Raw genomic sequence first — 24,122 nt, 5'->3', positions numbered from 1 at the left:
AATGTATTGTATACATCCCCACGTACGGAGATAGAAAACATCATAATTTACAGAACGTTATTTTTAGGAAGGGTCGACATATGAAAAAAATTCTATCATATAACAACGGGGTCGAGCAGGTATTGAACAAAAGAAAAGATAAAAATTTAAGCAATTTTTAGGAAAAATAAGGGTATACAGAATCGGATTAGCATGATAATCTAATTATGCAGATCGTCAATCTATAAAATCAGATCGTTAGTGTGATTACTTTTGAAGAGGAGGTAACATGAATGAGCGGCGATGAATCTTTTAACATTTCTATTGAGCAAGCGAAGCTGTTGGGGCATTCGCTTCGAGTACGAATTATTAAACAGTTGCTACATACTCCAAGGACGGCAAAACAAGTAGCGGATATGCTCGGAGAATCAGGGGGGAATGTCCATTACCATATGATGAAATTGTATGATGGTGGACTGATTAAGATGGTAGAGGAAAAAAAAGTTGGCGGAGTTACTGAAAAATATTACCTGTCCCGCTCTAAATGGTTCAATACGATAGGATCTGGAGCTGTCGATCCCGTGTTGGCTGATGAGTTTGACTCGAGTAATGTAACCAAATTGATCCTTCGTTTGGATCTTACCAACGATCAAAAGGATGAATTACATGAAGAATTTAAACAGCTGCTTGAGAGGTGGGTGGATAAAACGTCAATGCATACGACGGATAATGATTTAACAATAAGTCAGGAGTATAGCGTAGGAATCCAGATTAAGTCAACAAAGGAGAAAAAAGAAACAGGTGACAATACGGAGGTGTAACAATGAGTATGCTGCGTAACCGTAATTTTTTACTCATGTTTCTTGGGAGAGTGGTCACGAATATCGGAGATTCCCTTTATGCCGTAGCAGCGATGTGGTTGGTCTCTGAATTGGGAGGATCTACTTTTTATACAGGATTAGCTGGGTTTCTTACGATAATTCCTAGGTTTATTCAATTTTTTTCAGGTCCTATAATCGATCGGGTTAATATCCGTTCTCTTCTAATCTATACACAGTTAATACAGGCGGTATTGCTTTTATTAATTCCCATTGCTCACTACATGGGTTTCCTAACTGTGGGTCTTGTTCTTATCGTCTCTCCCATTATCTCCACGTTCAACATGTTTGTCTATCCGGCCCAGATGTCCTCCCTACCACAATTTGTTGAGGATCGAAATCTCTCCAAGGCTAATTCCATGTTCACCTTTGCCAATCAAGGCATTGAAACGGGCTGCAACGCTCTCGCAGGAATACTGTTGGTATCCATTGGGGCAATTTCCATCTATCTTCTTGATTCGGTTATGTTCATGATGAGTACGCTCCTCTTTGCTATGATTAAAGTCTCCAGGGTCAAGCACCTTGAGTCAAGGGGAGAGGAACCTAACAATCTAATACAGATTGTCAAGAAATATGGTTCTGAACTCACAGAAGGTATTCAAATCTTATTTAACAAAACAGTTTCACGCCTTCTTTTTGGAATAATCCTGATTAATTTGGTGGGCGGTGCAACATTTGTCGTTTTGCCGCAATTCAGTAAGGGATATGGAGGTGCAGAGATATATGGCTTATTGCTAATGGCCCAAGCGTTGGGAAGTTTATTAGGAGCTTTGTCGGCACCTTATCTTAGGTTAGAATCAATAGGAATGGGGAAAATTTATGCCGTAGCTTTCATGCTTAGTGGCTTGCTGTGGACGCTCTCTGTTTTTTGTCCCTATCCGTGGTTGATGATATTCGTATACGGATTAGCTTGGTTTCCTGGTGGTGTAACCAACATTTTGATTAATACTTATCTGCAAAAGGGTATACCTACGAATCTGCTAGGAAGAGTTTTTTCAGCTGCTTATAGCCTGAGTGGAATTGCTATGCCTATTGGTTCCTTAATAGGAGGAATTGTGGGTCAGATGGTGGATGGAAGGGAGGTTATTGGATGGAGTGGTTTTGTAGTTATAATGGTCGGAATCTATTGGATGTTGGACTATAAAACACGTTCGCTTCCGAATGCTCAGAATGTAACTGACAGAGCATTTATATCTTAATTACTGATACACAGGCAAACTAATGTTAGGGTAACTCACTTGTTGTCTAAATTGAGCTTTTGATTGGAAAATAGGAGATAGAATACTGCGATATTTAAAGTTATACCCTTAGAATAATTCCTTAAAAACATGGATTCCGTACACTCTGGCATGGGGGTAGGGGGTCCATGTTTTTTTTGGTAACAAAAAAATAAAAAAAATTTAACTTTTTTTCAAAAAAGTGCAGACAAAATGCCTCTTCACTTCGTCTATATCTGTAAGAGGTGATTTTCCGATGAAAAGATGGTGGATACGGGCAGGAATGCTTCTGGCTCTACTCGTTATTATATATTTGGGTGTAAAACCGGACATGCTGGTGGGCAAACCGGGGATTAAAGCTGAATCGGCTGTACTAATGGATATGAACTCCGAGCAGATTCTAATCAACTTTAACGGTTCTGAACAGATTGCACCTGCAGGAATCAGTAAACTGATGACAGAACTACTTGTAATGGAAGCTGTGATTAACGGAGAGTTGCGTTGGGACGACCCTGTAAATATCAGCCTATATGCAAGTTCAGTAGGTGGCAGCCACCTGGGTTTGAAACAAGGGGAGCAGTTCACTGTGCAGGAGCTATTCCAGATTGTAGCCGTCTATTCCGCGAATGACGCTGCTATTGCTCTGGCTGAACATATCAGTGGGACAGAGCAGACTTTTGCAAAAAAGATGAATCAGAAGGCTACAGAGATCGGACTGTCCGACAAGACAGTGTTTACCAATGCAACAGGTATAAGCGAAAAACTACTTGGTCCGAATCGTCCGAAGGAAATACAAGGCCAGACTGTAATGACCGCTGTAGATGCATGCAAACTTGCACGTTATCTGCTGAGTAACTATCCCGAAATATTGAGAGTTTCCAGCCAAATGCAAGTTTCGATGCACCAAAAGGGAATGTACATGAGCAACACCAACTGGATGCTGTCCTCTATTGGCGGACCCTATGCTTACGATGGGAACGATGGATTGAAGACCGGATATGATGTGGATTCCGGCTATCACTTCGTTGGAACGGCGGAGCGAAATGGCAAGCGACTGATCTCCGTTGTACTGGGATCGGACAGTCGTGAGGGACGTTTTATCGAGACACGAAAGCTATTCAATTATGGATTTACCGGTTCAAAGTAAGGGGTAATGGAACTTAGGGCTCTACCGCTGTTAACCAATGGTGTATCATGGTAAAATGATTTACGTATAATTCCAAATTATGATGTATTTCACTTTAAAGGGGGAAATAACTTGAACACAGTGAGTAAAAAAGTATATACTCTCACGCTTACCATGGCGATGTCAATCGCTCTGATTCAACCAGCGGTCCAGGCAGCAGAAGCGGTGAAGCCTACGGCGACAGTCGCTGAATCCATTGCTTCGAAGGCAACACAGACACTACAGCAACTGGGATACATAGATGGCATAACAGATGGAATGAAAGACTCACAAACGCCAATTACCCGTGCTCAGGCGGCAATCATCCTGCAGCGTGTACTTAAACTGGATGCTCCAGCGTCTCTTACTGGTTTCGCAGATGTGTTGGCTAAGGATGGAGCTGCTCCTGCCATTTACGCGCTGAAGCAAAGTGGTCTTATTCAAGGACAAGCCAAAGGATATGCACCAGATGCACCTCTCACAAAAGCACAGATGGCATCGTTGTTTACTCGGGCGTTTGAACTGAAGGATAATGGCATTCAGGTTGTCTACAGTGATATGGCGCAGATTCCGAAGGTTCATACGGAGGATGCCATTCGTTTGAAGCAGCATTTTATTATCGAAGGCAGCGCTTTTAACGCCAAAAATTCGGTGACCCACGGTGAGTTTGCTGACGCACTGTATCTTGCTCTTGGACTTGATGTGCAGTCAGAAGGTCTCACACCTCTGGAAGACTTCTTCAAACAGCCGGCTCAAGCAGGATTCCAGATGTCTCCGGATGGTAAACATCTGGCTTACATGGAGCCTTGGAACAACCGAATGAATATCGTGGTGAAAGAGAATGGTCAGGACAAGGCAGTACGTATCACGAGTGAGACAGAGCGCAGTATAGCGGAATTTGTATGGGCGACAAAGGATAAGCTGTTGTACGTAAAGGATGAAGCAGGGGACGAGAACTATCATATTTATGTAACGGATATCGATGGGAAGAACAGCAAAGATCTGACACCATTTCCGAATACAAGAGCGATCCTGGTAGACTCGCTGGAGAACATTCCGGATGAAATTCTAGTGGGCATGAACAAACGTGATCCGCGGATCTTTGATGTGTACCGGATAAACATCAAGACAGGTGAGGCTGTGCTTGCTGCAGAGAATCCGGGCAATATTACGGGCTGGTTAACAGACCATGACGGTAAAATCCGTGTGGCCATATCGAGTGATGGTAATGTCTCTTCGTTGATGTATCGTGAATCGGAAAATAAACCATTTGAAAATTTGATGACCACCAAGCTTGGAGAAACATTTGCGCCGGTGATGTTCACGTATGATAACAAAAACATCTATGCTGTATCCAATCTGGAGCGGGATAAAACAGCGATTGTCGAATACAGCCCAAGCAGCAAAAAAGTAACAAAAACCATCTATGAAAACAAAGATGTGGACGTATCCAGTTTCGTTCCTTCTAAAGAAAAAGGCACAATCCTTGCAGCTGTCTATGAGACGGACAAGGTTAACTATGAATACTTCGATAATGATTTCAAAAAATTGATGCAGGATATCCAGGCGAAAGTTCCGGCTAAAGAAATAAGCATTTCAAACATAAGTGAAGAAGGTCAGGTTCTGTTCGTTGCCTATAGCGATAAAACCATGGGTACGTATTACTTCTACGATTCCAAGACGGGTAAGCTGGATAAATTAGCTGACGCGGCACCTTGGATTGATGAGAGTAAAATGTCGGATGTAAAACCCATTACGTACAAGTCACGTGACGGTTTAACCCTTCATGGTTATCTGACCCTCCCACAAGGAGCTGAGGCTTCCCAATTGCCATTGGTAGTTGTTCCGCATGGTGGACCTTGGGCCCGGGATTCGTGGGGCTTCAATCCGGAAATTCAATTTCTCGCAAGCCGCGGCTATGCCGTACTACAGGTGAATTTCCGTGGTTCTACTGGATACGGTAAGGAATTCCTGGATGCCGGGAACAAAGAGTGGGGTAAAGCGATGCAGGACGATCTCACAGACGGCGTAAATTGGCTGGTTAAAGAGGGAACAGTTGATGCGAAGCGCGTAGCCATCTACGGTGGATCTTATGGTGGATATGCTGCCCTGGCAGGACTGGCATTCACACCAGAAGTGTATGCTGCTGGAATTAGCTATGTTGGACCATCCAATCTGTTCACGCTGCTGGATTCACTGCCACCTTACTGGGAATCGGAGCGCAACATGTTCTATGAACGTATGGGTGATCCGGAGAAAGACAAGGAGCTGCTGACAGCTGTCTCACCACTGTTCCATATCGATCAGATGAAAGCCCCATTGTTCGTGGTTCAGGGTGCTAATGATCCGCGTGTCAAACAGGCTGAGTCTGATCAGATCGTGGAGGCTCTGCGCAAGCGTGGAGTAGATGTGCCTTATATGCTAAAAGCCAATGAGGGACATGGCTTCGGCAATGTTGAAAATCAATTGGATTTGTATCGTGCTATTGAGAAATTTCTGAACCGTCACCTGATGCAGCAATAGTAGGTTAGTTCAACAAAGAAGACCGTCCCATGGGTTTCATCCAACCTGAGGGACGGTTTTATTTGGTAGAGCAGGGAATGAGTGAATAGGAATACAAGTATATTAATAAATTGACATATGAAATCATTTTGTTTAAAATGACCAGTGAGTCATTAATGTACGATTAGGTTTAATATATATGTATCATTACAGCCATACGCTACTGGATTGCAATCTGACGGGGAGGAAACATGTGATGCAAAAACAAATGAAATGGCCGCTTATCCTATTTGCTATCGGGGTGTTTATGGCTGCGCTGGATAACGGAATTATTACGTCGTCCCTGACGACTTTAAATGCGTCGTTTGGCGTGTCGCCGACATGGGGAGCATGGACAATCACGCTCTATACGCTCGGACTTGCGGTGAGTGTGCCCATTGCGGGTAAGCTCTCCGACCGTTATGGACGCAAGAAGCTGTTTCTGATTGAAGTAGCTTTGTTCGGAATCGGGTCTTTACTCGTTGCGTTAAGCACATCGTTTACCTTCTTCCTGATTGCTCGTGTTATCCAGGCGTTGGGTGGTGGCGGGATTTTTATCATTGCGAGCTCTTACGTATTAAGCAAGTTCCCAGCGGAGCGTCAGGGTACAGCCTTGGGTCTTCTGGGAGGCATGAACGGGGTTGCCGCGATTCTTGGGCCGAATATCGGTGCTTTTATCCTCGACATTACGGGGAATTGGCATTGGTTGTTCTTAATCAATGTACCGATCGCCATTTTGTTGTTTATTGCAGGCATCCGTTATATTCATGAAGAACAGGAGCTGCACCGTAAGGCGGTGGACTGGAGTGGTATCGCGGTCCTGACGTTGGGTGTGCTCAGTCTGATGTACAGCTTCAGCAACCTGGATGGCGTAAATATGCTGCGAAGTCTTGGATCACCGACGTTCTATGGCTTCTTCCTGGCAGGTGTGGTCATTCTGGTCGTCTTCTACTTTCTTGAAAAAAGGCTGGAAGGATCACAACGTGAACCTGTTGTATCTACACAACTTCTGGGCATTGCGTCCTTTCGTTGGACGCTGCTGATTGCCTTTTTCTCAGGAGCCATTCTGGCATCTGTGATCTTCATTCCAGGCTTTGTTGAGCAATACCTCGGGGTATCCAACACAGCCTCCGGCTACTGGTTTACACCGCTTGCTCTGGCTTCAGGCATTGGTGCGGGTGGTGGCGGTTATCTGGTTGACCGCAAAGGGCCAATCTGGACGTTATCTGTAGCAGGTTTGCTGTCGGCAATCGGCTTCCTGCTCTTCCCGCTGTGGGTAGAGCATATCTGGCAATTCGTGATTGCGAGTGTACTCGTGGGGATTGGCTTCGGTATGATGCTGGGAGCTCCAGTGAACGTGCTCGTTACTGAGCAAGCGGGAGAGAACAACAAGGGCATCGCAGTAGCGACCAGTTCCTTGTTCCGTCAGATGGCTATGGCGATCGCGCCAACCATTTTTGCCGGTTTTCTGGCTCGCTCCTTCTCCAACCTGGGATCTAATATTCAGCAGGGTCTCGCAGATAAGGGCATTCAGGTGCCGCCCGAAGCGCTTCAACAATATGCGTCTGGCGGCGGTTCGGCTTCAGGGAGCGATATCTCCAGCTTAACGGAGGGACTATCCCAAATCCCTGATCCGGGCATTCGAGATGTGCTGCTACAGGCTCTACATCAGACAACCGGCGAGGGTTATAGTGGGCTGTTCTGGTCTGCGGTTATTTTCAGTGTACTCACGCTGGTCGCTGCGTTGATTACAGGACGTCAGCGTCATAAAGAGAAGAAGAATCAGGTAGAGATAGCCTCAACAAACTGAATGGATGGACATTCCACATCAAGAGAACAGTGCACCTTTTGCCAGTAAAAAAGGAGCGCTGTTCTTTTTAATTTAACCGTATTGTAACTTTTCATCACCCAGCAATGATTACAATAGAACGAGCGTGAGCGGCGTTTTCTTTTCAGATAGAGAAAACTTCAGAGAACACCGTGTCACAAGCCATTGCGCACGTTTAATGGTAAGTATATAAGTTGTTCGATTTAATTAACACTGTACCGTTGCGGGGTCAGGACAAGTTAAATTCAACTTATATCGTAGTAGTATCGAATTTCATTTTGACAGTGAAGAAGGAATCGATGGATGACAAGCAGAACTAAAGATAAGAAGAAGAAAAGAAGAAAAGGTCTATATATAACGCTCGTATCGCTCGTTGTTTTGTTAATCGGGGGCTATTTGTTTCGTCAGCAGCTTGCTGTAGCGGCCTTCGATCTGTTTCTCGCTGGTTCAGTTGAAGATCAATTGTCCCGTTCCTATGTGCCGCAGGAGGGCAACAATACGCCTGACCCAACAGTATATCGCAAAGAACCGTTCTCGGTGTTGCTTCTAGGTTCAGACAAACGTGCCTATGAGAAAACACGTGGGCGCTCGGACACGGTCATCTATGCCGTTGTTCGTCCCAAAGAATCACGCGTGCTCCTGGTCTCCATTCCTCGTGACACCTATGTGCAGATTGTTGGGCGTGATGCCAACAAGGATGGCGAGGATGATTATGACAAGCTCGCGCATGCCTACGCCTTCGGTGGGGAGAATATGTCTATCAATACGGTGGAGAAATTTCTCGATGCGGATGTTGGTTATTATGCAACGATTAACTTTGATGGGATCAAAAAAGTCGTTGATGCACTTGGGGGCGTGAAGCTGCCGATTGATGAGGACATTGTGAACAAGAACCCTGAACATGTACAGTTCACAATAGAAGGCGGTAAGCCGATCTATGACGGTCAGGAAGCACTTTACTATGTAAGATACCGTGAGGATAGCGATTTTAATCGTACCAAGCGGCAGCAGATTTTCCTGAATGCGATGGCCAATGAGATGCTTAATCTGAACGCCATCAGCAAAATTCCGGAATTAATTCAGATTATGGGAGACAGCTTCCAGACGGATATGCAGCCTTCCTTCATTATTGATCTGGCCAAGCAGGTACTGACTCAGGAAAAACCGCAAATCTCAAGCTTCACTATTTTGGGCGAAGGGATGCGGAAAGACGGAATTTATTATGGCAAGGCAGATGAGAAAGACGTCCAATATGCCAAAGAGCTGATTAACAACTGGATGGATGAGTCGACCCCAGCCGGTGAAGTGATGATTCCTGACCGGCAGAAGATCGAGTAACCAATTCCATACAGACGTTATGTTTTAACATCGATCAGCAGTGCGTTTATTGGCGGGCTGCTGTTTTTTTTACTTTGTAGAAGGAATCCTGCCTTTTGGAACATCTTGCGATCTAATGCGTACTATGTAAGTTGAATGTAATAAGCTGAATGATGAAATTCACAAGGAGGATACGTAAGGGTATGAACATCGCATTTTTTTTGCTGCCCAAACAAGAAGTTACGTGCGTAACGTCGGATTCTACTCTGCGGCAAACGTTGGAACGGATGGAATATCATCGGTTCACGGCGGTGCCCATTTTGAATAAGGAAGGCAAGTATATTGGCACGGTTACCGAAGGTGATCTGTTGTGGTATATGAAGAACTCCGAGGGAAAGATTACATTTGAAAACGCTTCAAAATTTCTGCTCAAAGACGTTCCACTTCGGCTGGACATCAAGCCGGTATCCATTGAAGCCAACATGGAGGATTTGATCAATCTGGCCAAAGTTCAGAACTTTGTGCCGGTCGTCGATGATATGGAGCGCTTTATTGGGATCGTAAGACGGAGTCAGATTATTGAGTATTGCGAGGGCATTGTAGCTAAGGAATCCATGAAAGTGAAGTAAGTCAAAATAAATTTTGATATTGTTGCAACAGCGTGGATAATCACAGCCGTCCGGTATCATGTTAAACTTAAGAACAGCTGAACTTAAATGAATTTTCGACAAGATAAAATACGAATTCGTTGTACGGGGTCCCCGCAAAGTACCTGAGATAAGTTTCGGAGGACTTCTCCGCTTTTTGGGATAATTTTGCGGCCCCCCTTTTTATGCTATAATGGAGAATAAAGCTTTTTCGGGGGAGAGTGACTTTCGCCAATATGCCTAAGGAACTGGATGTAGCCAAACGCGCAAAAGTGATTGAATGGCTTAAAACCGAAGTGCTTGATCAGGTATCCCGATTATTCAAAGCGTTATGGGAAGGCAGTACAACCCGAATCGGGGACAGTCTCGCCAGTTTGATGATGAGTAGTTACATATTGGGCCGCAGGCTCGGTATTCCTTTCAAGGATCTGGATGCACTGCTTGTTGAGAAATTGAAAAAGCATAAACAGGAAGGTCACCAGTTGGAAGATTGGTACCAGGATATTTCCGCGCTAGAAGATCACATGCGTAAGAGGTGAATTTGTTGAAGTTTAGCTTTAAATCAGCTGTCTGGAGCGTAGTTTATCTGCTCTTGCTACTTTCGCTGTTAACTCCTTTATCGGTTTTGGCCATATTTTTCATGATGATACCTGGAGTTATTTTGTATGCTTCATTACCGGTAAAATCTTTCATATGGCATCTCGTCCCAGTGGCGATTATTTTGGTCATATTTAGTCCGATTTATTTGTTATTGCTGCTTTTGTTCACCCTGCCCGCCATTGTTATGGGCAATGCGTATAAGAAAAAGAAGTCGGCCCTGTACGCTTTAATGGCCGGAAGTGGAGCCATGCTGGCCGAATATCTGTTGCTCCTGTTGATTGGAAGTGTAATCTTCCAGTTTGATTTGTCGAGTTATATTAATGATGTGGTCAGATTGACGATTGAACCGCTGACGAATACATCCAATCAGATGGTAAATGGGTTTGTATGGACACCTGAAATGACTCAGGATGTTGCAAGACAGACGCAGCTTATGATTCCTTTTGCCCTGGTGGTCACGTCTCTGGTCATGGCTCTAATCACACATCTCATTGCACGTCCGATTCTGAACGTTATGGGCGTGGTTGTACCGAAATTTCCACCTGCGCGTGAATGGCGCATGCCGCGTGCCCTGATCTGGTACTACTTCCTGGCATTGTTGTTCGAAGTGATATCCAGGCAGAGTGACGGAACGTACTGGACCATGATTGCCATGAACCTGTCGCCTCTAATCAATTTGGGCTTCATGATTCAAGCCATCGGATTCTTCTTCTTTCTCTCACATGCAAAGAAATGGAATCCGGTTGTACCGTATTTGCTGGCGGCGGCAGTTTTCTTCATTGGACCGCTGCGGATTATCGGGATTATCGATCTGGCGTTCCCGCTTCGCGAGGCAATATCGAAACCAAAACGATAGGGTGATGAGTCATGCCTAAATTTCTGAAGAAACGCTGGCACGGCTACTATACCGTATGGGCGTTCATACTGCTGCTTCTGCTTGTTATGTTCGTGACCATTTACAACTGGACGCTTGGTTTGATTAGTCTGATACTGGCTTCGGCGCTGGGAATCGTCATGATTAAGGCGGAGCTAGCGTTCCGTCGTGAGCTTAACGACTACATTAATGGCCTCTCCATTCGGATTAAGCGGATGGAGGGGGAAGCGGTCAGTATGCTCCCATTCGGTATTGTGCTGTACAGCGAAGATCGTACCGTAGAGTGGCATAACCGCTTCGTCGCGGACATGTTCCAAGAGAAGACGATGGTTGGCAATCCGCTGCAAAATTTATTTCCCAAACTTCCTCAACCGAAGGAGAAAAAGGATGGGACCAAGGAGCCTTCCAAGGAACTTCATGACGAATTCCAACTGGATGATCGATATTATGGAGTTATCCATAACCCGCAGGAACGGTATGTATATGTATACGAGATTACGGAGCTAGCCATTCTTCGTGATAAATATGAGAATGAACGCATGGCACTAGGCATTCTGGTTCTCGATAACCTGGACGAAGCAGCCCAGGGTATGGATGATCAGCAGCGGACTGCACTGATTGCCCGCGTAACAAGTGAGATCACGTCCTGGGCGAAGCGGTACGAGGTATACCTGCGCCGCCTTTCCTCTGATCGTTATCTCATGATGCTGAACTACAAGTCTTTGCAGGAACTGGAGCAGAGCCGATTTGTCATTCTGGATGAAGTCCGGGAGATGACGGCTGATCTTAAGGTGCCGATGACACTAAGTGTTGGACTGGCATTTGGTTCGGATACCATCAGTGAGATGGGAGAACTGGCTCAGTCCAGTCTGGATATGGCACTTGGCCGTGGTGGTGATCAGGCTGCCGTAAAATCTGGACAACGGCTGTCCTTTTACGGTGGGAAGTCCAACGCTGTGGAGAAACGTACACGGGTAAGAGCCCGGGTTATCGCGCATGCATTGCGTGATCTGATGCAGGAGAGCGACCGGGTGATTATCATGGGTCACAAAATGCCCGATATGGATGCGATTGGCGCGTCCATTGGGGTATGGAAAGCGGCAAGTCTGTACAATGTGGAGGCACGAATTGTGCTGGATGGGCCAAATCCTTCCATTGAACGCATGATGGAACAGGTGAATAAGGATGAGAAGCTGTCCAAAGCCTTTGTGTCACCGGAACAGGCAACGCAGATGATGACGGAGCATACGCTGCTCGTTGTTGTCGATACGCATAAGGCATCCATGACAATGGAGCCGAAACTGGTTCAATCCGCTACACGTGTCGTGGTTGTGGATCATCACCGTCGGGGTGAAGAATTCATTAACGATGCAGTGCTGATCTATCTTGAACCCTATGCATCATCTGCAGCAGAGCTGGTAACTGAGCTTCTTCAGTATATTCATGACAAGGTACAATTCACTCCGCTGGAAGCGACGGCGTTATTAGCCGGAATTACGGTGGATACGAAGCATTTTGCACTTCACACGGGATCGAGAACGTTTGAAGCGGCAGGCTTCCTGCGTCGTAGTGGTGCAGACACCATTATGATCCAGCGGCTGATGAAACAAGATCTGTCAGAATATATTGCTAAGGCAGAAATCATAAAGCATGCTAAAATGGTATACGGGAACATTGCGCTGGCGGTCACGGACCCTGGCAACAAGATTCCACAGATGATGATCGCCCAAGTGGCGGACACATTGCTCAATATGACCGACGTGGTCGCTTCATTTGTCATTAGTGAACGCCCGGATGGACTAATTGGCATCAGCGCGAGGTCGCTGGGGCGCATGAATGTTCAGGTGGTCATGGAACGACTGGGCGGTGGCGGACATTTGACGAATGCTGCCGTGCAGCTTGAAGGAACGCTTGGAGAGGCGGAAAAACGGCTGACGAACGTACTGGCTGAAATCGAAAAGGAAGAGGGTTTGTTCGAATGAAAGTCATTTTTATAAAAGATATGAAGGGTCAAGGCAAAAAAGGACAAGTGAAGGAAGTGTCCGAGGGATATGCACAGAACTTCCTTCTGCCACGGGGAATCGCACGTCCAGCAACAGACGGAAACATGAAAACACTCGACAACCAGAAGGCAGCGGAAGACAGACGTAAGCAGGAAGAGAAAGCAGAAGCGGAAGCGCTGGCTAAAAAGCTGGAAGCTGAAGTGACTGAACTGAAGGCAAAAGCCGGCGAAGGCGGCCGTCTGTTCGGTGCAATCACAAGCAAACAAATCGCAGAAGCTCTGGCAGCGAAAGGTCTGAAAGTCGACAAACGCAAAATTGAACTGGACGAGCCTATTCGCACACTCGGCGTAACGCAAGTCACCGTCAAGGTTCACCCTGAAGTGAAGGCTACCTTGAAGGTACAGGTAACGGAGGAGTAAGATGGGCGGCGAAATGTTATTCGACCGGATTCCCCCACAGAACCTGGAAGCCGAACAGGCCGTGCTGGGTGCAATCCTGTTGCAGGGCGAAGCCCTGATTACAGCGATGGAACGGGTGCAAACCGAGGATTTCTATGATAAACCCCATCAATTAATTTTTGAAGCGATGATCCAGCTTGGCGAGGGAAATCAACCGATTGACCTCGTGACACTGACTTCGCTACTGAAGGATAAAGGTGAGCTTGAGGACATCGGCGGCGTCAGTTATCTGGCCAAGCTGGCTCATGGTGTTCCGACTGCTGCGAACGTGGATTATTACGCTCAGATTATCGAAGAGAAATCCATGCTGCGTCGCCTGATTCGTACGGCTACGCAGATCGTGAGTGAAGGATACACGGGCGGCGAGGATGTCGCGGCTATGCTTGGAGAAGCAGAGCGGCGAATTCTGGAGATTTCCAACCGACGTTCCAGTAGTGGTTTTATAGCCATACAGGATGTACTTATGGAAGTGTTCGACCGTGTGGAGACGCTGCATCAGAACCGGGGAACGACGACGGGTATTCCGTCAGGGTTTATCGATCTGGACAAGATGACCGCCGGATTCCAGCGGAGCGACTTGATTATTGTAGCGGCACGTCCATCTGTAGGTAAGACCGCTTTCGCCCTGAATATCGCTCAGAATGTAGCCATTCGTGCGCAGGAGACGGTTGCGATATTCAGTCTGGAGATGTCAGCCGCACAGCTCGTACAGCGTATGATCTGTGCAGAGGCCAATCTGGATGCGGGTGTCATGCGTATGGGTGACTTCAAAGGTGATGAGGATTGGCAGAAGCTGACGATGGGCATTGCAGCCTTGAATGAAGCAAATATCTACATTGACGATACGCCAGGGATCACCGTAGCTGACATTCGTGCGAAATGCCGTCGTCTCAAGAAAGAGAAAGGCCTTGGCATGATTCTGATTGACTACCTTCAACTAATTAGTGGACGTGGTAAAGCCGGCGAGAACCGTCAACAAGAGGTATCCGAGATTTCGCGTACACTGAAACAGATTGGTCGGGAATTGGAAGTTCCGGTTATTGCCTTGTCTCAGCTGAGCCGGGGTGTAGAGCAGCGTCAGGATAAGCGTCCGATGATGAGTGACTTGCGGGAATCGGGTTCGATCGAGCAAGATGCCGACATCGTAGCGTTCCTGTACCGGGATGACTACTACAACCAGGAGACCGAGAAGAAAAACATTATCGAGATTATTATCGCCAAACAGCGTAATGGTCCGGTAGGCACGGTGGAACTGGTCTTCCTGAAAAACTTTAATAAATTCGTTAACTACGAGCGGGCACATAATGACGCCTTTGCCATGTAGGGGACAGGCACAGACTGCTTCGATCAGGAAGTGAAATCGTCTGTCCCGGCATCTATCATTAGATCATATGAACTCATAAGTACGTTGTGAATGCGACATATAGCGTTGGATTTGAATGCGTAGCGTATAACCGGGGTTAGCCGTCAAGCAAGCTTTGACTGGCTTCGCCGGTTTTTTGCGTCGAAATATGGAGTCAATTCCGAACATTAGAGTTGGAGGATATCTAATTGTTCGCCATTTGATTTGACTTTGAAAAAAGGGACTGGTACACTAGTACTGCTGCGTTAAAGCAGCGAAAACCTTCCCTTGGATGTAAACCGAGGGGGATTTTCACTGTCCGTTAGCACGCTTCTCCGCTGGTAATTTCACTTCAAATTCCTGCCGAGATAGAGGACGGACAGACCAATACAAAGGTGCGCAAGGCACCCACGGAGGTATGTACTATGTCAACGGTAGTTGTAGTGGGAACGCAATGGGGAGACGAAGGTAAAGGCAAGATTACGGATTATTTGGCGGAATCCGCAGATGTGGTAGCTCGTTACCAAGGTGGTAACAATGCAGGACACACGATTCTGATCGATAACAAAAAATATAAATTGACGATGATTCCATCGGGTATCTTCTACACAGATAAAGCATGTGTAATTGGTAACGGTATGGTTATCAATCCGAAGGCACTCATCGAAGAAATTAACTATATTCATGACAATGACTTTACGACCAAAAACCTGTCTATCAGCGAACGCGCACACATCATCCTGCCATATCACATGGTACTGGATGCATTGGAAGAAGAGAGCAAAGGGCCGAACAAAATCGGTACAACAGGTAAGGGAATTGGCCCATGTTACATGGACAAATCAGCCCGTATCGGTATTCGTATGGTTGATCTGCTGGATGCGGAAGAGTTCGAACTGAAACTGCGTCATCTGGTAAAAGAAAAAAACCGTGTAATCGAGCAAGTCTATGGCGGCGAGCCTGTAGATGTAGAAGAAATTTTGAAAGATTACCTGGGATATGCAGAAATTCTGCGTCCTTATGTGCGTGATACATCCGTTGTGCTCAACGAATACATCGATGAGGACAAAAAAGTATTGTTCGAAGGTGCACAAGGTGTGATGTTGGATCTTGATCAAGGAACTTATCCATTTGTTACTTCATCCAATCCGTCCGCAGGCGGCGTATGTATCGGTTCTGGCGTTGGCCCAGCCCGTATTCAGCAGGTTATCGGTGTGGCTAAAGCCTATACAACACGTGTAGGAGATGGTCCTTTCCCGACAGAGCTGCATGATGCCGTTGGTGACCAAATTCGTGAGACCGGACATGAGTACGGTACTGTAACTGGACGTCCGCGTCGTGTGGGCTGGTTCGACAGTGTTGTTGTTCGCCACGCTCGTCGTGTCAGCGGAATTACGGGTCTGTCCCTGAACTCCCTGGATGTAATGACAGGTCTGGATACGGTGAAAATCTGCACAGGATACAAATTCCGTGGCGAGGTTATCACTCACTATCCAGCAAGCCTGAAAATGCTGGCAGAATGTGAAGCGGTATACGAAGAGCTTCCAGGCTGGAGCGAAGATATCACTTCGGCGAAGAAGCTGGAAGACCTGCCTGTGAACACACAGAACTATGTGAAACGTGTTTCCGAACTGACAGGCATTCCAATTGCCATCTTCTCTGTAGGCCGTAACCGTGAGCAAACGAATCAGGTTCTTCCTATCTACGAATAAGCAGCTAGCTTAACCTGGCAATACGAAGTTAAACGTTCATCCAAATGATATGCCTATACAGGCATCATAGAGCCCCAGATATCGCTCAAATAGCGATATCTGGGGTTTTTCGCACATCTCCCTGATATAATCCCCGAATTTCCGTCAATACTGGTTAACAGTAGACTCATAGATCCTGAACATCGAATGTGATATAGGGTCGGAAAACGGAGGGAGAGAACGGGAATGAAGTTGCTTCAATGGTTCATTAAAATATTGCTTACCGTGATGCTGGTCAGTTCACTGACCCTGCTGACAACCGGATTAATCGTTCAGTCATATGTAAAATCGCTGCTGGCGAGTTTCAATATTCAGTGGGAAGGCCAGCCCATGGGATTAACGGCCATGTTCCAGGGTGCACTGGGTGGTAAATCCAGTGAAGAGAAGAAGCCGGGAACGGGCACGACAGATCAGCCAGCAGGAGCGGAGGAGGAACACGTTCCAGAAGATGCGATCTCTGTCATGGTCAATGGAACAGAAAGTGGAGAAACAGGCGCGAATACAGGCAACAGCTCAAGACAGGGTACGGGAACAAACGAGGGCCAAGGAGCAGGTTCAGGAACGAACTCTTCTGCTACGGGATTGAGTCCAGGGGGGAGCTCAGGCACGGGAACAGACGCAGATGCTGGTTCAAATGCTGGAACCGATTCAGGGACAACAACGGGCAACAGTACAGCATCGGGCAACGGAACAGGTACGAATTCCAATGGTACGTCTTCTTCAGGAAATGATGAGATTGTAGTATCTCCCGATGACATCACAGGCAAGAAGGACAAGCTGCCGCTGGAGGAAAAAGAAAAGATTTTCAGCCTGCTGATGAACAAGCTGCCTCAGAAAGAAATGCAGCAAATCTCAGGCGCCATGGAAGGTGGCCTGACTGAGCAGGAGCTGCGCGATATTGAGCAGGTGATCTCCAAATATCTGACGAGCGAAGAATACGATAATCTGATGGAAGTCCTTCAGGCGGAATAAGCATACAATTCAACCATATGAGGCACTATATAGCAAGAGTTTAACAAAATCCTTCACCAGAGATGATCTGGCGAGGGATTTTCTATTTGTATTTTTATGAAAAAGAAAACACATTTCAGTGGGTCTTAGAACCTAGTCTTAAAAAATGATCAAAAGTACATAGTATACCTGAAGTAGAGGTGTTACGGGGAAGAATATTGATCTTCCATCTTATGGATAATACAGGAAAACCAAGCGTGGCGCGGCTTTGCCCTATGACGTGTACAGTTGAAATGAGTGTAAAACCTGTGTTAAAGTATACGGGTGTGATAAAAGGTTAAAATTTTGACACTTTTATGAGCGCAGCTAAAGTCCTGATTTGCGGACACCCGAATACAAATATCGACAAGCATGGGACAGACACAATGGGTGATGTCTTGACAGAAATGCGAACTGAGAAGTGCTGAAAAGGAGAGAATCATGAAAGGTTTCAGAGGCATACGCCAACCGGGCAAGAACCGGGAACACGAACAATCCGGGGAACACCGGACGGCCGAAGACAAAAACAACATGAGCATGTCCAACTTCAGTAGTAACAAAAAGCGCGTTCTGGCCTCGCGCAAATGGATCATTACAGCAGCATGCGGTTTATTCATCGCTGCATCGATCGGATTCGCAGGCAAACAATACGTTGCTGCAAACACCGTTCCATATTATAAAGTGATGGTTAAAGGAAATGAGATTGGCACCATCACGGATGAGGCGCAATTACAGAAATTATTTGCAGACAAAACCGAGGAATTCCAAAATAAATATCCAGAAGCGGAAATGGTGCTGAACACAGACGGCATCACGACCGAAACCATTAAAGCATACAAACCCGTAGTGAACAGTGATGAGACGCTGGACAAGCTCGGCGACATGCTTACCGCCTATGCTAAGGGTGTAGAGCTCAAGGTAGACGGTGAAGTGATCGGCATTGTGAAGGATCAGGCAACAGCAGACGCGATTCTGGAACAAGTGCAGAACAAGTACATATCGGCATCGGCTGTGCGCAGTTCGCTCAAGACGAAGTCGGTATCGGCCAACTCATCGAAGAAAGCCGAGGGGCCGAGTACTACGCTGAAGTCGGTAGGCATCAAGGAAGATGTAGCGACAGATGTGGTGAAGGCTGATCCAAACAAAATATGGGATGTGTCCGAGGCGGTTAAAGCTTTAACCGTTGGTAAAGACGCGCCTGTAACCTATGTCGTGCGTGAAGGAGATACGATCTCTTCCATTGCTGCCAAATACGAAATTACGCAAAGCGAGATTCGCAAACATAATCCGGGCATCAAAGAAACGTCGCTGCAAATTGGGGACGAGCTTACGCTGACGGTGCCAAAGCCAGCCGTTACGGTTAAATCGGTTGAGCAGGTGGTTGAACAGATTGAGATTAAACCGCAGGTGGAAGTACGCAAAAGTGCTGAGCTCAAAGCAGGCACAACCAAAGTGGTGCGTCCAGGTCAAAGCGGTCTGAAGAGCATGCAATATCGGATAACGAAGGAAAATGGAGAAGTCGTTCAGGAAGAATGGCTTGGCCAGGAAGTCATCAAAGCAGCGGTTACTGAAGTAGTCCTGAGTGGAACCAAAGTGGTCGGTGAAGGTACAGGCGAATTTGCTTGGCCAGTATCGAACGCTACGATGAGCAGCAGCTTTGGACAACGCTGGGGTCGCCAGCACAAAGGTGTGGATCTTGTCGGTAACCGGGACGTGAAAGCGTCTGATGAGGGCGTGATTACTTTTGCAGGACAAAAGAGTGGTTATGGCAATGTGATTATTATTAACCACCGTAATGGATACGAAACACTATATGGGCACTTGAACAGCATCGGTGTTAAGGTTGGTCAAGTCGTCGAAAAAGGTGAGAGCATCGGCGTCATGGGCAACACGGGCCGTTCGACCGGAACGCATCTGCATTTTGAGATTATCAAGAACGGAACGGTGGAAAATCCGTTGACATACTTGAACTAGTTATATCGCAACCCGGGGCAAGGTTGGCAGTTGATGCTGGCCTTGTTTTTTGCTGCTGTAAAAATTTTTCAGTTTGGGCTGTACATTGGCCCTGATCGGGATGTGACGGTGCTCCAGGTATGTTAAACTATAGACTATAGGCAACAAGACATATGATATAGACCATATTCAATGAAATCGTAGGAAACACAATTTATATAAGTTGAATAAGAGAGATAGACCGCTCAGGCGGATCAAGCAGGATATAGGGGTGAAGACAGCCGATGCAGGGGAAGATTTTGGTGGTGGACGATGAACAGCCCATTGCGGACATTCTGAAGTTTAATTTGGAAAAAGAGGGGTACGAGGTCATCTGCGCTTTTGATGGCATTCGTGCGGTTGAATTGGCGTTATCCGAGAAGCCGGATCTGATGCTGCTGGACCTGATGCTGCCAGGTAAGGATGGTATGGATGTGTGCCGCGAGGTGCGTGCCCATCTGGAGATGCCGATCATTATGCTGACCGCAAAGGATGGCGAGATCGACAAGGTGCTCGGTCTGGAGCTGGGCGCGGATGATTACGTGACAAAGCCTTTCAGTACGCGCGAGCTGCTCGCCCGGGTGAAAGCACAGATGCGCAGACGCCAGAAGCCTGCCATCACAGCTGAAGCGCCAGAAGACGAGGAGAAGCAGGTCATGCGTTTATTTGATCTGGCGTTTGATATGGACATGTATACAGCTTACAAAGGCGGCGAACCGCTGGATCTGACCCACCGTGAGTACGAACTTCTCTATTATATGGCGAAGCATTCCGGCAAGGTCATGACACGTGAACATCTGCTGCAGGCGGTATGGGGATATGAATATTTCGGGGATGTGCGTACCGTGGATGTTACGATTCGTCGTCTGCGTGAGAAGATTGAGGAGAACCCGAGCAAACCGGAAACGATTCTGACTCGCCGCGGGCTGGGATATCTCGTGCGCAGTCCCAAAAGCGTGGGGATATAATGGGACGTTTCTCGCGATTTTCGTTCTTTCGAACGATTCAGGCGAAACTGATTATTATCTATGTACTGCTGATTCTGATTGCGATGCAATTGATCGGTGTTTATTTTGTCAGTGCAATGAAGAACTCACTGACCAGCAACTTCACTGAGGATTTGCAGGCGCGGGCTGAGATGCTCTCTGTGCTTGTAGGGGAGACGATGGCTGGTGGGGAAGCTGAGGCTGGCGAGGACAAAACGGAAAACCTGCGTGTGTTGGTTAACAACCTGTTCAACATTAACGGCGCCGAGATTCAGGTGCTGGATGCCAGCGGCAAAGTGCTGACCACCTCGCTAAGTTCCCATTCAGACTATGTTGGGCGCAAAAACACCCAGACCGTTGTCAGCCGTGCGCTGCAAGGCATTCGGGACAATGAGGAATATATCGTGGACGAGGATAATGTTCGCAAAAAGGTCGTTGCCAAGCCAGTACTGTCCGGCGGCAAGATTATCGGCGCGGTCTACATCGCCGCTTCGATGAATGAGTTATATGCCACAATGGAGGGCATTAACAAGATTTTTATCTCCGGCATTTTGATTGCCTTGGTATTAACCGCAGTGCTTGGTGTCATTCTGTCACATACGATAACGCAGCCGATCAAGGAAGTTACCCGAAGGGCGACGGCGGTCGCGGAAGGCAACTTTGATCAGCAGACCCCTGTATTCGGAACGGATGAGATTGGCCAGCTCAGTCGGGCGTTTAACTATATGACTAGCAGATTGCGAGATGCACTCTCCCAGAACGAAGAGGAGAAGGAGAAGCTCACGTCCATTCTGACCAATATGAGCGATGGCGTGGTCGCAACGGACGAATATGGCAAAGTCATTCTGGTGAACCGTCGTGCGAGCAGCATTCTAGGCATGCGTCCGGCGGACATTGAAGGAAGGCATTTTGCGGTATTGCTGGGTATTGATCCGGAAGATGCAGAAGCGTTAGCGAGTGGATTTACAGGTTCGACGCTGCTTCAGATTGCGCCTGCGGGACAGGAAGATCCCGTTGTCATCCGCATGACGTTTACACCGGTTCATCGTCGTGAGCTAGGCATTACAGGTACGATCGCTGTGCTTCAGGACGTCACGGAGCAGGAAGAACTGGAAGCTTCACGACGTGAATTCGTGGCGAATGTCTCTCATGAGCTGCGTACACCACTGACCACCATTAAGAGCTACGCGGAAGCGCTGGATGATGGAGCTCTGGAAGATCCGCAGCTCGCTGGACGATTCGTTGGGGTAATCCAGAATGAGACGGAGCGTATGATTCGCTTGGTTACGGATTTGCTGCATCTGTCCAGGCTCGATTCCAAGGAAGCGATGCTGCGCAAACAGCCAACCGACATCATGGAGATGTTGGAAGAAGTGTCGGATCGTTTTTCGTTCCAGATGCATCAGAAGGATATTCAACCTGTGCTTTCTGTAGAGAACGGGATTCCAGCGGTTCCGCTGGATCGCGACCAAATTGATCAGGTGCTTGATAATGTTGTGTCCAACGCGCTGAAATACACGCTCGAAGGTGGCACGATTACAATTGCAGCCAGACGCAATGATGATCATACTCTCGCCATATCGGTGACCGATACGGGGATGGGAATTCCACAGCGGGATTTGGATCGCATTTTTGAACGGTTTTATCGGGTAGACAAGGCTCGTTCCCGCAGTATGGGCGGCACAGGGCTTGGGTTGTCCATTGCCCGGGAAATTGTGAAGGCCCATGATGGCAATATCTCACTGGAGTCCGAGGTGGACGTGGGGACAACGGTAACGTTCACACTGCCTATGCGTGAGGAAGGAGGTGAGCACCTTGAAAGAGCGGATTAAATCTCTGGTGCTTGCTTCCCTCGTCGTTGCCAGTTTGGTACAAAGTTACTTCCTGATCTATCGTTTGCCCGGTGGTGGTGATTCGATTGTGACATCAGAGACGAACTATGTGAAAACCGAGAATATGGGCCAGGAGCGCAATATTGAAGATTTAATTTTCCCTGATCAGTTGGTTATTCATCTAGGGGAGGACAAACATACGGTGTTTTATCCGGGTAATACATTCTATCAGTTGATCTATTCACGGTTGCAGGGACGTACGTTTGATGATTTCCAGCGTCGGAGCGTGCAATCGGTCAACTGGGATCAGATTCGGAAGGAGAATCCTGGCTTTGAGCTGTCGTTCAAGGAAGGCATCCCTGTAGCGTTGTTGCAGCGCGTAATGCGGCTCGGGACAGACTCCCTCTTCCAAGGGGAAACGATTAACCGGATCTCGATCTATACCGCCAAAAATGAAACAAAGGCTCACGCACTGTTCTTCAGCGCCAAAGGCGATGTGGTCTACGAGGCGACGCAGGCGGATCTGACAGTTCAGGACGTGCAGCAGCATGTCGACTTCGGCAGCAGCTGGACACCTTATATGCTGATGGACGGCGGGTATTATATCCCGGCAGAAGCACTGGAAACGATTGAGGCTGACGTGCCTACAGGCCAGTTCACTGTCGAGCAAATGCAGCGCAGCCTATTCTTTGATCCAAGTATGACCCGAAACATTCGGGAAAAGGATGGATCGGAGATCTATACAGACAGCAAACGCAGTCTGCAAGTGAAGCAAGAACAGCGCTGGATTAGCTACACTGATCCGGCGGCGCCGCCTGCGGGACAGATTGATGCAGCGAAGGATGCGCTGTCCGCGGTTGATTTTGTGAATCAGCACGGCGGCTGGAAAGGTCGTTCGCGCATGATGCTGGATACAACCGATACAAAGACGAAGCTTCAGTTCCAGCAATATTACAGCAGCTTCCCGATTATGGACTCGATGCAGTTCAGGTTCGGTACGATCAGCATGGAGATGCAGCAGGAGACGGTGTCCAGCTATGAACGTTCGCTCGAATATCTGAACGAAGGCGCGGAGACGAAGAAATCGGTCACCCTGCCCGGCGGGGACAAGCTGAAGGCGCTCATCCAGAAGGTGGCGGGAACCAATCGGAAGGTTGTAGACGTGTATCCGGCGTACCGTCCATCCAGCATTGAGGACGGGCTGAAGCTCATCCCGGTGTGGGTAATCCATTTCGGAAACGGTGAGGAGACCACCGTTTCTTGATGGGTTATAGTCATTGAACATAAGGTGGGCTGCACTATCCACTCCGCGGTCAGAACAACCTTCCGATGGCTGTTGTGAGCTGTTGCAAGGGAGGTTCGCCGGGTCGGAGATCTAACCAATCTGACAAGCCTTAAATGCCGAATTAGCATCAAACTCGAAATCTAACGAACTTCAGCGACGTTATTCCATCGAAAATGAGTGAAAACGGATGGGAAACCTATAAATAATTGAGATAACTTCTCTCAGATTCGTTAGATTACAAACTTGTGGAAAATAGCACAAATAGGGCGTGTACAGTTCGTTAGGTGGAAATAACGATATAAGCGTGTCATCTTCATGTTGACGTTCCAAGCTCATGTTACGTAAATACGATGAGTTTCCCAACGCATGTTGTAACGCTGTATGTCCAAAGGTGTTCAGCCATTTGTACTTACTTGTGATATTGTTGGTGAAGCGTA

General features: G+C 47.3%; 18 protein-coding genes. All 18 read left to right on the top strand.

Going from position 1 to position 24,122, the window contains the following annotated elements:
* The first annotated feature begins 272 nt into the window (after positions 1-272).
* The 18 genes from MKY42_RS32595 (at position 273) to yycH (ending at position 23,664) form a co-directional block, all read left to right on the top strand.
* Complete coding sequence (locus MKY42_RS32595) at positions 273-800, top strand: helix-turn-helix domain-containing protein (protein WP_179262279.1); 528 nt, start codon at positions 273-275, stop codon at positions 798-800.
* 2 nt (positions 801-802) lie between these two features.
* Positions 803-2,056, top strand: a complete 1,254-nt coding sequence (locus tag MKY42_RS32590; protein ID WP_090902684.1) for an MFS transporter — start codon at positions 803-805, stop codon at positions 2,054-2,056.
* Positions 2,057-2,330: 274 nt separating this feature from the next.
* Positions 2,331-3,221: a D-alanyl-D-alanine carboxypeptidase family protein gene (locus MKY42_RS32585; RefSeq protein WP_090902685.1), complete on the top strand. Its 891-nt coding sequence runs from the start codon at positions 2,331-2,333 to the stop codon at positions 3,219-3,221.
* Positions 3,222-3,341: 120 nt separating this feature from the next.
* Positions 3,342-5,762, top strand: coding sequence for an alpha/beta fold hydrolase (locus tag MKY42_RS32580; RefSeq protein WP_257031975.1), 2,421 nt, complete (start codon positions 3,342-3,344; stop codon positions 5,760-5,762).
* A gap of 235 nt (positions 5,763-5,997) precedes the next feature.
* The gene (locus MKY42_RS32575) at positions 5,998-7,590 is read left to right on the top strand and encodes an MFS transporter (protein ID WP_090902689.1); all 1,593 of its coding nucleotides are present in this window, start codon (positions 5,998-6,000) and stop codon (positions 7,588-7,590) included.
* 321 nt (positions 7,591-7,911) lie between these two features.
* Positions 7,912-8,946: an LCP family protein gene (locus MKY42_RS32570; RefSeq protein ID WP_053781967.1), complete on the top strand. Its 1,035-nt coding sequence runs from the start codon at positions 7,912-7,914 to the stop codon at positions 8,944-8,946.
* Positions 8,947-9,128: 182 nt separating this feature from the next.
* On the top strand, positions 9,129-9,554 hold the full coding sequence (locus MKY42_RS32565; protein WP_090902691.1) for a CBS domain-containing protein: 426 nt from the start codon (positions 9,129-9,131) through the stop codon (positions 9,552-9,554).
* A gap of 254 nt (positions 9,555-9,808) precedes the next feature.
* Entirely contained in the window at positions 9,809-10,111 is a 303-nt protein-coding gene (locus MKY42_RS32560) for a MazG-like family protein (RefSeq protein ID WP_024629547.1), read from the top strand.
* Positions 10,108-11,028, top strand: coding sequence for a DUF2232 domain-containing protein (locus MKY42_RS32555; RefSeq protein WP_244192795.1), 921 nt, complete (start codon positions 10,108-10,110; stop codon positions 11,026-11,028). Before MKY42_RS32560 ends, MKY42_RS32555 begins: the two co-directional genes overlap by 4 nt.
* An 11-nt stretch (positions 11,029-11,039) precedes the next feature.
* On the top strand, positions 11,040-13,028 hold the full coding sequence (locus MKY42_RS32550) for a DHH family phosphoesterase (RefSeq protein ID WP_090902693.1): 1,989 nt from the start codon (positions 11,040-11,042) through the stop codon (positions 13,026-13,028).
* Positions 13,025-13,468: a 50S ribosomal protein L9 gene (rplI, locus tag MKY42_RS32545; RefSeq protein ID WP_090902695.1), complete on the top strand. Its 444-nt coding sequence runs from the start codon at positions 13,025-13,027 to the stop codon at positions 13,466-13,468. Before MKY42_RS32550 ends, rplI begins: the two co-directional genes overlap by 4 nt.
* A 1-nt stretch (position 13,469) precedes the next feature.
* The gene (gene dnaB / locus MKY42_RS32540; protein WP_062327745.1) at positions 13,470-14,831 is read left to right on the top strand and encodes a replicative DNA helicase; all 1,362 of its coding nucleotides are present in this window, start codon (positions 13,470-13,472) and stop codon (positions 14,829-14,831) included.
* 443 nt (positions 14,832-15,274) lie between these two features.
* Positions 15,275-16,561 carry an adenylosuccinate synthase gene (locus tag MKY42_RS32535; RefSeq protein WP_090902697.1) on the top strand — a complete coding sequence of 429 codons (1,287 nt, stop codon included), beginning with the start codon at positions 15,275-15,277 and terminating at the stop codon, positions 16,559-16,561.
* Positions 16,562-16,786: 225 nt separating this feature from the next.
* Positions 16,787-17,572 carry a hypothetical protein gene (locus tag MKY42_RS32530; RefSeq protein ID WP_090902699.1) on the top strand — a complete coding sequence of 262 codons (786 nt, stop codon included), beginning with the start codon at positions 16,787-16,789 and terminating at the stop codon, positions 17,570-17,572.
* Positions 17,573-18,031: 459 nt separating this feature from the next.
* Positions 18,032-19,564 carry a peptidoglycan DD-metalloendopeptidase family protein gene (locus tag MKY42_RS32525; protein ID WP_090902701.1) on the top strand — a complete coding sequence of 511 codons (1,533 nt, stop codon included), beginning with the start codon at positions 18,032-18,034 and terminating at the stop codon, positions 19,562-19,564.
* A 263-nt stretch (positions 19,565-19,827) separates the two neighbouring features.
* Complete coding sequence (yycF, locus tag MKY42_RS32520) at positions 19,828-20,550, top strand: response regulator YycF (protein WP_062327757.1); 723 nt, start codon at positions 19,828-19,830, stop codon at positions 20,548-20,550.
* The gene (walK, locus tag MKY42_RS32515; protein WP_076287197.1) at positions 20,550-22,400 is read left to right on the top strand and encodes a cell wall metabolism sensor histidine kinase WalK; all 1,851 of its coding nucleotides are present in this window, start codon (positions 20,550-20,552) and stop codon (positions 22,398-22,400) included. Before yycF ends, walK begins: the two co-directional genes overlap by 1 nt.
* Complete coding sequence (gene yycH / locus MKY42_RS32510; protein ID WP_339847790.1) at positions 22,384-23,664, top strand: two-component system activity regulator YycH; 1,281 nt, start codon at positions 22,384-22,386, stop codon at positions 23,662-23,664. The genes walK and yycH overlap by 17 nt, the downstream gene beginning before the upstream one ends.
* Positions 23,665-24,122 lie beyond the last annotated feature (458 nt).

The organism is Paenibacillus sp. FSL W7-1088, from assembly GCF_037969855.1.
Taxonomy (GTDB): Bacteria; Bacillota; Bacilli; order Paenibacillales; family Paenibacillaceae; genus Paenibacillus.
Note: the sequence above shows the minus strand (reverse complement) of the source record. Positions and strands in the feature narration are given on the sequence as shown.